11 protein-coding genes, 1 tRNA gene and 2 pseudogenes are annotated in these 10,260 nt (G+C 74.3%); 9 read left to right on the top strand and 5 right to left on the bottom strand.

Translation table 11 applies throughout. The annotated features are described in order from the left end of the window. Positions 1-96 precede the first annotated feature (96 nt). Entirely contained in the window at positions 97-672 is a 576-nt protein-coding gene (locus tag AC07BF_RS31630; protein WP_363585356.1) for a 5-formyltetrahydrofolate cyclo-ligase, read from the bottom strand. 101 nt (positions 673-773) lie between these two features. On the opposite strand from AC07BF_RS31630, the gene AC07BF_RS31625 reads away from it, so the two are divergent. From AC07BF_RS31625 to AC07BF_RS31590, 8 genes are all read left to right on the top strand, one after another. Beyond that, positions 774-1,685, top strand: coding sequence for a GGDEF domain-containing protein (locus AC07BF_RS31625; RefSeq protein ID WP_400809524.1), 912 nt, complete (start codon positions 774-776; stop codon positions 1,683-1,685). A 50-nt stretch (positions 1,686-1,735) separates the two neighbouring features. Further along, the gene (galU, locus tag AC07BF_RS31620; protein ID WP_363585354.1) at positions 1,736-2,656 is read left to right on the top strand and encodes a UTP--glucose-1-phosphate uridylyltransferase GalU; all 921 of its coding nucleotides are present in this window, start codon (positions 1,736-1,738) and stop codon (positions 2,654-2,656) included. A 25-nt stretch (positions 2,657-2,681) separates the two neighbouring features. Further along, positions 2,682-4,022 (top strand): molybdotransferase-like divisome protein Glp, encoded by a 1,341-nt coding sequence (gene glp / locus AC07BF_RS31615; protein WP_478334249.1) that lies wholly within the window; start codon positions 2,682-2,684, stop codon positions 4,020-4,022. Positions 4,023-4,175: 153 nt separating this feature from the next. Next, the gene (moaC, locus tag AC07BF_RS31610) at positions 4,176-4,616 is read left to right on the top strand and encodes a cyclic pyranopterin monophosphate synthase MoaC (RefSeq protein ID WP_363585407.1); all 441 of its coding nucleotides are present in this window, start codon (positions 4,176-4,178) and stop codon (positions 4,614-4,616) included. Positions 4,617-4,654: 38 nt separating this feature from the next. Further along, positions 4,655-5,158, top strand: a complete 504-nt coding sequence (locus AC07BF_RS31605; RefSeq protein WP_363619201.1) for a MogA/MoaB family molybdenum cofactor biosynthesis protein — start codon at positions 4,655-4,657, stop codon at positions 5,156-5,158. After that, a complete protein-coding gene (locus tag AC07BF_RS31600) occupies positions 5,155-5,781 on the top strand; it encodes a GNAT family N-acetyltransferase (RefSeq protein ID WP_363630191.1) in 627 nt (208 codons plus the stop codon). Before AC07BF_RS31605 ends, AC07BF_RS31600 begins: the two co-directional genes overlap by 4 nt. 149 nt (positions 5,782-5,930) lie before the next feature. After that, positions 5,931-7,073: a divisome protein SepX/GlpR gene (gene sepX, locus AC07BF_RS31595; protein WP_363585351.1), complete on the top strand. Its 1,143-nt coding sequence runs from the start codon at positions 5,931-5,933 to the stop codon at positions 7,071-7,073. Between the two features lie 82 nt (positions 7,074-7,155). After that, positions 7,156-7,229, top strand: a tRNA-Ala gene (locus tag AC07BF_RS31590). A gap of 259 nt (positions 7,230-7,488) precedes the next feature. Here AC07BF_RS31590 and AC07BF_RS31585 read toward each other — a convergent pair. After that, positions 7,489-7,749, bottom strand: coding sequence for a hypothetical protein (locus AC07BF_RS31585; RefSeq protein ID WP_478334251.1), 261 nt, complete (start codon positions 7,747-7,749; stop codon positions 7,489-7,491). Between AC07BF_RS31585 and AC07BF_RS31580 the strand changes: the two are divergent. Further along, positions 7,670-8,032: pseudogene (locus tag AC07BF_RS31580) on the top strand (transposase); the annotation flags it as partial. The gene AC07BF_RS31585 and the pseudogene AC07BF_RS31580 sit on opposite strands and share 80 nt — an antisense overlap. A 54-nt stretch (positions 8,033-8,086) precedes the next feature. On the opposite strand, the gene AC07BF_RS31575 reads toward AC07BF_RS31580, so the two are convergent. The 3 genes and pseudogenes from AC07BF_RS31575 to AC07BF_RS31565 form a co-directional block, all read right to left on the bottom strand. Next, complete coding sequence (locus AC07BF_RS31575; protein WP_478334248.1) at positions 8,087-9,292, bottom strand: cytochrome P450; 1,206 nt, start codon at positions 9,290-9,292, stop codon at positions 8,087-8,089. A gap of 93 nt (positions 9,293-9,385) precedes the next feature. Next, positions 9,386-9,553, bottom strand: coding sequence for a ferredoxin (locus tag AC07BF_RS31570; RefSeq protein WP_478334250.1), 168 nt, complete (start codon positions 9,551-9,553; stop codon positions 9,386-9,388). A 310-nt stretch (positions 9,554-9,863) separates the two neighbouring features. After that, a pseudogene (locus AC07BF_RS31565) lies at positions 9,864-10,115 on the bottom strand (ATP dependent DNA ligase); the annotation flags it as partial. Between the last annotated feature and the right edge of the window lie 145 nt (positions 10,116-10,260).

Raw genomic sequence — 10,260 nt, 5'->3', positions numbered from 1 at the left:
CCCCCCCCCCCCCCCCCCCCCCCCCCCCCCCCCCCCCCCCCCCCCCCCCCCCCCCCCCCCCCCCCCCCCCCCCCCCCCCCCCCCCCCGCCGCCGTCTCACCCCAGCCTCCGCAGCCCGGCGGGCGTGACCGCCAGGTCCACCGGGCGGTCGTGCGGTTCGGCCGGCACCTCGTCCAGCAGCTCGTGCTCGTAGAGCAGAACCGCCAGCACCGGCCGCGCGCCCGCCCGCCCCAGCCGGGCCAGCACCCGGTCGTAGCTGCCGCCGCCGCGGCCCAGCCGCAGCCCCCGCCGGTCCACCGCCAGGCCCGGCAGCAGCACCACGGAGGCCTCCGTGACCGCCTCCGGGCCGAGCCGAGGGCCGACCGGCTCCAGCAGCCCGCGTCCGGCCGGGGCCAGCTCCTGCGGGCCCCGGTAGGCGGCCCAGTCCAGGTCGTTGTCGGGCAGCAGTACCGGCAGCAGCACCCGCACCCCGCGCGCCCGCAGCGCGTCCAGCAACGGCCTGGTCCCGGGCTCGGCGCCCACCGACACGTACGCGGCCACGGTGGCGCCCGGCGCCGCCAGCTCCCCGGCGTGCCCGGCCAGCGCGAGCGCGGCCTCCGCGCGCCCCTCGGCGGAGAGCGCGCGGCGCCGGGTCAACAGCCGTGTCCTCAGATCGCTCTTCTCGTTGTGCATCGGATCCTCCGCAACTCTGTGCCGTCGAGCCGTGCCGCCGACCGGTCCCGCCGGCCGGCGCCATCGACGCGCAGAGCCTGACACGCGAAAGGGCGCCGCGATTGTCCACCCCGCTGCTGGTCCAGGCCCTGGCCGTGCTCAGCGCCCCCGCGCTGGCCGGCGCCACCGTGCTCGGGCTTCGGCTGCGCCGGGGCGGCGCCGAAGCCGCCGCCCGGCAGGAACGGCTGCGCGAGCGGATCGCCGAACTGGAGACCCGCTGCGCCGACCTGGAGCGCACCGCCTCCTGCGACCCGCTCACCGGCGTGTGGAACTACCGCCACCTGCAGCTCACCCTGGACCGCGAGATCGAGCGCGCCCGCCGCGCCGAGCGGACCGACCAGCCCGAAGGGCCGCGCCCGCTGGCCGTGCTGCTGCTGGAGATCACCGGCTTCGACGCGGTCGTCGCCGAGCACGGCCGCGGCCGCGCCGGCGCGGTGCTGCGCGACCTCGCCCAGCGGCTGGCGATGGAGATCCGCCGTGCCGACACCCTCGGCCGCTACAGCGGAGAGGAGTTCCTGGTGGTGCTGCCGGACACCGGCGCCGAGGGCGCCGCGCAGGTCGCCGAGCGCCTGGTCTGGTCGGTCCGCCGGCACCTGCTGCTCGACTGGTCCTCCGGCCCGCGTGAGTCCCGCCCGGCCCACGGCAACGGCCTCACCGCCGCCGTCGGCGTCGCCGTGCTGCCCGAGGACGGCACCCACGCCGCCGTGCTGCTGCGCGCCGCCGACCGCGCGCTCGCCGAGGCCAGGGCGGCCGGCGGCGACTGCTGGCGGGTCCGCCCGGGCCCCGGCGACCGGTCGGCGGCGCGGCCGGCCGCCCCGCCCGCCGCCGGTGCGCAGCCCAACGCGACTGCCGAGCGTGACCGTTCGGGAAAGCCGGGTAGTCTGTCGCCCTGTGCCGGCGGGGACCCCCTCGCCCAGCCGGTCAATTCCCATACGCCTGCCGCCGTGGCCGGGCCCCGCGACGTGCTGTCCTAGCCGTCGACCGCGCCCGGCCGGGCGAAAACGTGCCTGAGTAAGGTAAACGCATGACGACGACCAACTCCCGAATCCCGGTAACCAAGGCCGTGGTACCCGCGGCCGGACTGGGCACCCGCTTCCTCCCGGCAACCAAGGCCACTCCGAAGGAGATGCTGCCCGTCGTCGACAAGCCGGCCATCCAGTACGTCGTCGAGGAGGCCTCCTCCGCGGGGCTGTCCGACATACTGATGGTCACCGGCCGTAACAAGCGGGCCCTGGAGGACCACTTCGACCGCGCCTACGAGCTGGAGGAGCTGCTCGCCCGCAAGGGCGACGAGGACCGCCTGCGCCGGGTCCGCGAATCCGTCGAGCTGGCCAACATGCACTACGTCCGCCAGGGCGACCCGAAGGGCCTCGGCCACGCCGTCTCGGTCGCCGAGCAGCACGTGGCCGGCCAGCCCTTCGCCGTCCTCCTCGGCGACGACCTGATCGACCCGCGCGACCCGCTGCTCGCCCGCATGATCGAGGTCCAGCAGGAGCTCGGCGGCTCGGTCGTCGCCCTCATGGAGGTCGACCCCTCCCAGATCCACCTCTACGGCTGCGCCGCCGTCAAGGCGAACGGCTTCGGCGAGGACGTCTTCCAGGTGACCGACCTGGTCGAGAAGCCCGAGACGAACGAGGCCCCCTCGAACTACGCCGTCATCGGCCGCTACGTCCTCGACCCGCTGGTCTTCGACGTGCTGCGGGAGACCCCGCCCGGCCGCGGCGGCGAGATCCAGCTCACCGACGCCCTGCGCGAGCTGACCACCCGCGAGCCGGAGGCCGGCGGCCAGGTCCACGGCGTGCTCTTCAAGGGCCGCCGCTACGACACCGGCGACCGCGCGGACTACCTGCGCGCTATCGTCCGACTGGCCTCCGAGCGCGAGGACCTCGGCCCGGAGTTCCGCTCCTGGCTGCGCGAGTTCGTCGCCTCCGAGCTGCAGGACTGACACGACGACAGAGAGCGAGCCGCCGATGACCGGGTCCACCCAACACACCACCGGATCCGCCGCAGCCTGCTGCGACGGAACCACGGACCCGGCACCGGCGGCCCCCCGCCTCTGGACGGTGGACGAACACCTCTCCGACGTCCTGGCCGCGGTCGGCCCGCTGCCCGCCATCGAGCTGCAACTGCTCGACGCCCAGGGCTGCCGGCTCGACGAGGACGTCCTCGCCGACGGTGACCTGCCGCCCTTCGACAACAGCTCGATGGACGGCTACGCCGTGCGCACCGCCGACACCGCCGGCGCCACCGACCCGTACCCCTCGGTGCTCGCCGTCGTCGGCGACATCGCGGCCGGTGCGGGCGAACTGCCCCGGGTCGGGCCCGGCCAGGCCGCCCGGATCATGACCGGCGCCCCCGTCCCGCCCGGCGCCCAGGCCGTCGCCCCGGTCGAGTGGACCGACGGCGGCACCGGCACCGGGGTGCCCGCCGACGCGATGACCGCGCCCGTCGAGGACGAGGAGGTCCGCGTCCTGCGCCCGGTCGCCGAGGGCGCCCACATCCGCCACCGCGGCAGCGACGTCGCGGCCGGCACCAAGGTCCTGGGGGCCGGCACCCGGCTCGGCCCCACCCAGCTCGGCCTGCTCGCCGCGATCGGCCGCGCCACCGTCAGGGTCCGCCCGCGCCCCCGGGTCGTAGTGCTGTCCACCGGCAGCGAGCTGGTCCAGCCCGGCGAGCCGGTCGGCCCCGGGCAGATCTCCGACTCCAACAGCTTCACCCTCACCGCGGCCGCCCAGGACGCCGGCGCCATCGCCTACCGGGTCGGCGCCGTCCCGGACCAGGCCGACCGGCTGCGCGCCGTCCTGGAGGACCAGCTCGGCCGGGCGGACCTGATCGTCACCAGCGGCGGGGTCAGCGTCGGCGCGTACGACGTGGTCAAGGAGGTCTTCGAGTCCTACGGCGGCGTCGACTTCCGCAGGCTGCGGATGCAGCCCGGCAAGCCGCAGGGCTTCGGCCGGATCGGCGGCCCGGCCGGCGTGCCGCTGCTCGCCCTGCCCGGCAACCCGGTCAGCGCCTACATCTCCTTCGAGCTGTTCGTCCGCCCGGTCATCCGCACCATGCTCGGCGCCGCCGACGTCCACCGCCCGGTGGTCCGCGCGCTCTGCCCGGCGGCGCTGCGCTCCCCGGCCGGCCGCCAGCAGTTCCTGCGCGGCCGCTACTCGGCGGCGGACGGCACCGTCGAGCCGGTGGGCGGCGCCGAGTCGCACCTGATGGGCGCCCTGGCCCGGGCGAACTGCCTGATCACCGTCCCCGAGGCCGTCACCGCCCTGCCCGCCGGCAGCGAGGTCGACGTGGTCCTGCTCGGTTCCTAGGACATGTCTCGCGGACCAGGCCCCTCCCACGGGGTGGGGCGGGGGAGCTGTACGGTAGCGCGGTATTCGACCTGCGTGCCCCTGGAGCCACCCGTGACGACACCTCCCCCCGGCGACCGCCTCACCCACGTCGACGACCAGGGCGCGGCCCGGATGGTCGACGTCTCCGAGAAGGCCACCACCGCGCGCACCGCCGTCGCGGCCGGCCGGGTCCGGGTCTCCCCGAAGGTGGTCGAGCTGCTGCGCGGCGAGGGCGTGCCCAAGGGCGACGCCCTCGCGGTGGCCCGGATCGCCGGGATCATGGGCGCCAAGAAGACCCCCGACCTGATCCCGCTCTGCCACCCCATCGCCGTCTCCGGCGTCACGGTGGACCTCACGGTCGCGGACGACGCCGTCGAGATCACCGCCACCGTGAGGACCGCCGACCGCACCGGCGTCGAGATGGAGGCGCTGACCGCCGTCGCGGTGGCCGGCCTCACCGTCATCGACATGGTCAAGGCCGTGGACAAGGGCGCCGCCATCGAGTCCGTCCGGGTGCTCAGCAAGACCGGCGGCAAGAGCGGCGACTGGTTCGCGCCGGAGGCGGGCGAGTGAACGGGCGGAGCGAGCTCACCACCGAGGGGTCCGGGCGGATGAGGGCCCTTGCGGTCACCGTGTCCAACCGGGCCTCGGCCGGCGTCTACGAGGACAGGGGCGGCCCGCTGCTGGTGGCCGGCCTGACCGCGATGGGCTTCACCGCCGACGGCCCCCGGGTCGTCCCGGACGGCGAGCCGGTGGAGGCCGTCCTGCGCGAGGCCGTCGCGGCCGGCTACGACGTCGTGCTCACCACCGGCGGTACCGGCATCTCGCCGATGGACCTCACCCCGGAGATGACCGCCCGGGTGATCGACCGGCAGGTCCCCGGCATCGCCGAGTCCATCCGCGCGTACGGCCGGGAGAAGGTGCCGACCTCGGCGCTCTCCCGCGGGCTGGCCGGGCTCGCCGGACGTACCCTGATCGTCAACCTGCCGGGCTCGACCGGCGGCGTCAAGGACGGCCTGGCCGTCCTCGAACCGCTGCTCGTCCACGCCGTCGACCAGCTCGGCGGCGGGGACCACCCCCGGCCGGACGCACCAGCTTCCGGGAGAACGCACTGAACGCCGGTTGGCCGGTAGAACTCCACGAGGGGGAGGTCGCGCTGCGCCCGATCCGGGCCCGCGACCAGCGCGAGTGGCAGGAGGTCAGCCTCCGCAACCGGGACTGGCTGCGCCGCTGGGAGGCGACCGTCCCGCCCGGTCCGGCCGGGCAGGCCGCCGGGCCGCGCCCGACGTTCCGGCAGATGGTGCGCTTCCTGCGCGGTGAGGGCTCGGCCGGGCGGATGCTGCCCTTCGTCGTGCTCTACAAGGGCCAGCTGGTCGGCCAGCTGACCGTGGGCGGCATCACCTGGGGCTCGATGTGCTCGGCGAACGTCGGGTACTGGATCGACGAGGCGGTGGCCGGCCGGGGCATCATGCCGACGGCCGTGGCGCTTTCCGTCAACCACTGCTTCCGCACCCTCGGCCTGCACCGGATCGAGGTCTGCATCCGTCCGGAGAACGGCCCGAGCCGCCGGGTGGTGGAAAAGCTCGGCTTCCGCTCGGAGGGAATCCGCCCGCGCTATCTCCACATCGACGGCGCCTGGCAGGACCACCTGGTGTACGCGCTGACCGCCGAGGAGGTGCCGGAGGGGATGCTGGAACGCTGGCGGTCGATCAGTTCAGGTCACGAGTCAAGTAATTGAATATATGTTCGAAACAAATATCGATATGGCATCGTCGCGACGGCGGACTGGCACAAATACCGGCAAAATAGTCGGAGAATCAGCTTGATCACACGACACGCCGAGCCAAATTGCTGCCAGGCCTTCCCGGCGCCCGTACGGTGTGGATCGTGAGCAGTAGCGGCCTTATCTACGCCGTCATCGTAGGGGCCTGGGCCGCCTATCTGGTGCCGATGTGGCTCCGCAGGCAGGACGAACTCAACGAGGCGCGCCCGACGGAGCGCTTCAGCACCGCCATCCGCCTGCTGGCCGGGCGTTCGGGGCTGGAGCGGCGGGCAGCCCGGGCCCTGGGCGACGAACCGCGTGACGACGAGCACAGCAGCGACGGCCCTCCCGGACGGGACGGGGCCGCCTCCGGCGACCCCGCGGCGGACTCCGCGCCGCCCGCCGTGGGGCCCGAGTCCCCGCCCTCCGTCGAGCCTCCGCCCGCGCCGGTGCCCGCGTCCGCGTCCGCGTCCTCGCCCGCATCCTCGTCCTCGCCCGAGCGGGGCGCCCGGGGAGAGCGTCCGGGCTCCGCGCCGCACGGCGGGGCGCAGCGCCGGGCCCGGCTGCTGGCCCGCCGGCGTCGGATGGTCACCGCCCTCTTCCTGGCCTTCGCGCTCGGCGCCGTGGTCGCGGCGGTGGCCGGACTGGCCTTCCTCTGGGTCCCGGCCGTCCCGGCGATCCTCCTCACCCTGTACATCGGCCACCTGCGCAAGCTGGAGCGCCAGCGCTACGAGGTGAAGCTCGACCGCGCCCGGGCCGCCCAGGCGGCCGAGCGGCTGCGCAAGCGCGAGCAGCAGCGCGCCGCGGCCCGGAGCGTCCCGGCCGAGGCCGTTGACACCCAGGCTCACACCCAGGTCCACACCCAGGCCCACGTCCGGGCCCAGGCCCCGGTTCGTGCCCAGGCCCCGGCCGCCGAGGGGCGGGCCGGGCGCCGCCCGCACCTGCGGCTGGCCGCCGACCCCGGCGAGGCCGCCGTCTCCGCGCCGTCCGCCTCCGCGGTGGCCGAGGCGACCGAGCACGAGGAGTGGGTCGACGGCATGCGCGAGCGCGGCGCGGCCGGCCCGGACTCCTGGGAGCCGGTGCCCGTCCCGCTGCCGACGTACGTCACGGCGCCGGTCGCCCCCCGGGTCTCCCGCGGTCTCGACCTGACGGCCCCCGGCACCTGGACCGCGGGCCGCCCCGCCGAGTCCGCCCGCAACACCCCGCTGTTCGACCAGTACGCCGAACCGTCGGCCCCAGAGGCCCGCCCCCGCGCCGCCAACGAGTGACCTCCCCGGCCCCCGGACCAGCGCCGCATCGCCGGGGGTGGTCACGGACTCCCTCCGGAAGGTGCTAGAGTTTCTTCTCGTTGGGGCTGTGGCGCAGTCCGGTAGCGCACCTCGTTCGCATCGAGGGGGTCAGGGGTTCGAATCCCCTCAGCTCCACCCAACGACTGTTCACGAGTCTGATTCGTGAGTGGTCACGAGATCCCGCTCGACCGATTCGGTCGGGCGGGATTTCTGCTTTGGGCGGGTCTGTTCGAGGCGGCGTGCGATGGCGATGGGGCTTCGTGACGTAGATCACGCGACTGCGCGGGCTTTCTCGGGGCCGGCTGAGCTGTTGCGGTCGTGCGGAAGCCGCCGTCGAGCGGCGGGCCAACGGCTTTGTGGGGTAGGCCACTTCGGGGTGTCTGCGAGTTGTTCGTCAGCTGTGCGGCGGGGGCAGGCCGTTGAAGTCTGCGGGGGCGGGCGTGAGGCCGTCGTGGTCCTCGATGCTGTTCGCCGCTGTCAGCCCGGGGCTGCTGGTGCGGAGCCGGTCCTGGACGGTCAACAGGTTGATCATGAAGACCGTCAGGGCGAGCAGGACCGCTTGGGCGACGCGTCCGCCGGTACTGGAGAAGATCCGTGTCCCGCGGACAGGGCCGGGCAGGCCCCGGAAGACGCCCGACAGCGTGGCCGCCGACAAGGCCTACAGCAGCGGCCCGTGCCGCGCCTGCCTGCGCAGGCGCGGCATCCGGCACACGATCCCGGAGAAGGCGGACGGTCAGGCCGCCCGCCTGCGCAAAGGCTCACGCGGCGGGTGCCCACCGGCCTTCGACGAGAAGCGGTACAAGAAGCGCAACACCGTCGAACGGGCCATCAACAAGCTCAAGCACGCCCGAGCGGTCGCAACCCGATACGACAAGCGCGGATACGTCTACCTCGGCACCGTCACCGCAGCCGCTCTCGTCATCTGGCTCCGCGCATGATCGCCCGGACAGCTCCGCCTGGTACTCCAGCGAGAGTTCTCCATTGGGCCCCGCTCACCAAGCCACGGGCAGTGACCGCATCCCGTAGATGAACGACTCGGTACGGAACTCGCGCTCGCCGGTCAGCCGCAGCCCCGGCAGCCGGCGGAACAGCGTCTCCAGGGCGATCTGGAGTTCGGCGCGGGCCAGCGGCTGGCCCAGGCACTGGTGTACGCCGAAGCCGAACGCCAGGTGCCGCCGGGCGTCCCGGTCCAGGTCCAGCTCGTCCGTCGCCCGATGGCCGGTGCCGCCGAACACCGCCTCGTCCCGGTTGGCGGTGGAGAGCATCGCCATCACGCCCTCCCCGGCCCGGACGGTGACGCCGCCCAGCTCCACGTCCTCCAGTGCCACCCGGGGCAGGCCGGTGTGCACGATGGTCAGCAGTCGCAACAGCTCCTCCACCGCGCCCGGCAGGGTGGCCGGGTCGGCCAGGCCGGGGACCTGCTCGGGGTGCTCCAGCAGCAGCGCGGTCGACAGCGAGATCATGTTCGCGGTCGTCTCGTGCCCGGCGACCAGCAGCAGCACGCCCATGCCGGCCACGTCGTCCGGGGTCAGGTCGTCCCGCGCCGCGAGTCGGCTGAGGGCATCGTCCTCCGGTTGTGCGCGCTTGCGGGCCGTCAGGTCGCGAAGGTAGTCCCGGACCTCCTCCTGGGCCTCCCGGAGCTGCTCCACGGTGCTCTCCCGGCTGAGCATCGTGCGGCTCAGGTTCTGGAAGCGGTCGTGGTCCTCGTACGGCACGCCGAGCAGCAGGCAGATCACCAGCGAGGGCACCGGCAGCGCGAAGTCGGTGACCAGGTCGGCCGTGGTCCGGCCCGCGGTCATCCGGTCCAGTGCCTCGTCCACGATCCGCTGGATCTCCGGGCGCAGCGCCTCCACCCGCTTGACCAGGAATTCCCCGGTGATCATGCGGCGCTGGCGGGCGTGCTCGGGGTCGTCCAGCCGCAGGAAGTCCGGATTGTCGGTGATCAGCTCGCGAGCGCCGGCGACCAGCAGCGGGAAGGCCGGGTGGCGGATGTCGGCACTGAACCGGCGGTCGGACAGCACGGTGCGGACCTCGGCGAAGCCGGTGACCAGCCAGCAGAGGTCGCCGTCGGGCAGCTCGGCTCTGGTCACCGGCCCGGTGGCGGCGGCCTCGGAGTACGCGGGCGGCGGGCCGAACGGGCAGCCACCGGAGTGCCGGGCCGGCAGCGGGAGGACGGGGGTGGTGGATGCGGTGGTCAAGGCGGGGGTCTCCTCACGTCGCGGGTGTTCTCGTGGGGTTCGGGGCCCGGGAAGGTTCCCGGCGCGGCCTGCGGGGCCGGCGGCGGGGGTCCGTCAGGCCCCGGTCCGCGCGGGCTCGTCCCCGGTGACGGTGATCGCCCGGCCCGGGCAGAGCTCGGAGGCGAGTCTGACGTCGTCGAACTGCTCGGGCAGCAGGACGGTCTGACGGAGTCTCACGAGACTGTCCCGGTCGTCCTGGTCGAAGACCGCGGGGGCGTTCATCACGCACATGCCGGAGCTACAGCAACGGTCCCGGTCGACGCTCACCTGCATGTCGGGCACCTTTCGCCAGGGCGGCGCCGGCTGCCCGGCGGCCGCCTCTCGTTGTCACGGTCAACCTAGCCGTCGCTGGTCCGTTCACGGAGGGGTACGGTGGCCGGATCGAGAATGGCTGACTCGGCCCCTGTGTGTGAACCCCCATTGCGGCGCAATGCGTTTCAACCGGCGGTACTTCGCCGGACGGGTCGGCGGACCAGGCCGCGCGGACGGCCTCACAAGAGCCTTCGGCGGTGGCCAACTCCCGTGCGGAGGCCACCGTGTCGGCCTCGGCGGCGCTCTTGTCCGGCCGGTAGTGCACCACCCGGGCGAACCGCAGGGCCAGCCCGGCGGGGTAGCGGGGGCCGCGCTGGAGGCCGTCGAAGGCGATCTCGACGACCAGTTCCGGCCGGACCGGCACCGTCCGGGCGTCCCGCCCGGTCTCCCGGGCGAGCAACTCGGCGGTCTGCCAGGCGAGCGTCCGCTCGGTCAGCCCCTTGAAGGTCTTGCCGAGCGTCACCCACGGGCCGAGTCCCGGCTCGGCGGGCGGCCGGGGGGGCGGGGGGGGCCGCTGACAGTCCCGAGCGGAAGGCGGGGGCGTACGGGGGGGGGGGGGGGAAAAAAAGCGGCTCCTGCCGCACGATTGCTGGCGGGCCGGAGGTACCGAAGAAGAG

The organism is Kitasatospora sp. NPDC043950 (genome assembly GCF_056435345.1).
Note: the sequence above shows the minus strand (reverse complement) of the source record. Positions and strands in the feature narration are given on the sequence as shown.